Annotated in this window: 1 protein-coding gene; it reads right to left on the bottom strand. The window is 67.7% G+C overall.

What is annotated here, in order from left to right; translation table 11 throughout:
* Positions 1-1063 (bottom strand): [protein-PII] uridylyltransferase family protein (locus AC1DU6_RS32455; protein WP_477862352.1); only part of this gene is annotated, 1063 nt, incomplete at both ends.

The following is a 1063-nucleotide window of genomic DNA, read 5'->3' as shown; positions in this document are numbered from 1 at the left end:
GCAAGTTGCGAGCAGAACGGGTACTCGTGGGCATGCTCCGGCACGAAGAAGCGCCGCACATTGCGCAGCACCATCAGGATGTGCTGGTCCACGGTGTAGACGTGGAAGAGGTCGTGCTGCATCTGCCCGACGATGGCGCGGAACACCCACAGGTAGCGCCCCAGCACCGAGGTCTGGTTCATGAGCCGGAAGGCATGCGTCTGGCCCTCGGGCTCGCGCAGCATCGTCATGAAGGTCGCACGGTTGACCGGGTCACGGCGCCAGGCGGCGTCCATCAGGCCGCGGGCGTTGTACAGCGCCCGCAGCGTGCGCGCCGACAGGCCCTTGATGCCAGGCGTCTGCTGGTAGATCAGGAAGGTGCGCAGGATGGCGTGCGGGTCGCGCTGGTACAGGTCGTCGCTGGCGACCTCCAGCATGCGGCCGCGGTCCAGGAAGTCCGGGTGGCCGTCGATGGGCCGCAGCAAGCCCTGCTGGGAGCCATTGATCTGCTCCTCCAGGTTCAGCAGCAGGATCTGGTGCAGCTGCGTGACGGCCTTGGCCGCCCAGTAGTAGCGCCGCATCAGCACCTCGGAGGCCCGCTGCGAGGCCGTGCTCTCGAAGCCGAAGCTTTGCGCGACGGCGGTCTGCAGGTCGAACACAAGCCGGTCCTCGCGCCGGCCGGCGACCGCATGCAGTCGCGCCCGGATCAGCGTCAATTGACCCTCGTTGCGCTGCAACTGGCGGCTCTCGAAGGGCGTGATGAGGCCGCGTGCGCTGAGGGCCTTCCAGGTCTTGCCCAGGCCCGCCGCGCGCGCGATCCAGATCAGCATCTGCAGGTCACGCAGGCCGCCGGGGCTTTCCTTGCAGTTGGGCTCCAGCGCGTAGGGCGTGTCGTCGAACTTGGTGTGGCGCTGCAGGCTCTCCAGGGTCTTGGCGCGAAAGAACGCCTTGGGGTCCATGGCCGCCATGAAGCGCTTGGCCATCAGCTTGAACAGCTTGGCGTCTCCGGCCAGTGGCCGGGCCTCGAGCAGGGCCGTCTGGATGGTCACGTCGCCCTCGGACTCGCTGAGGCATTCCCCCAGCG

The sequence above is a fragment of the Roseateles sp. P5_B10 genome (assembly GCF_056400485.1).
Note: the sequence above shows the minus strand (reverse complement) of the source record. Positions and strands in the feature narration are given on the sequence as shown.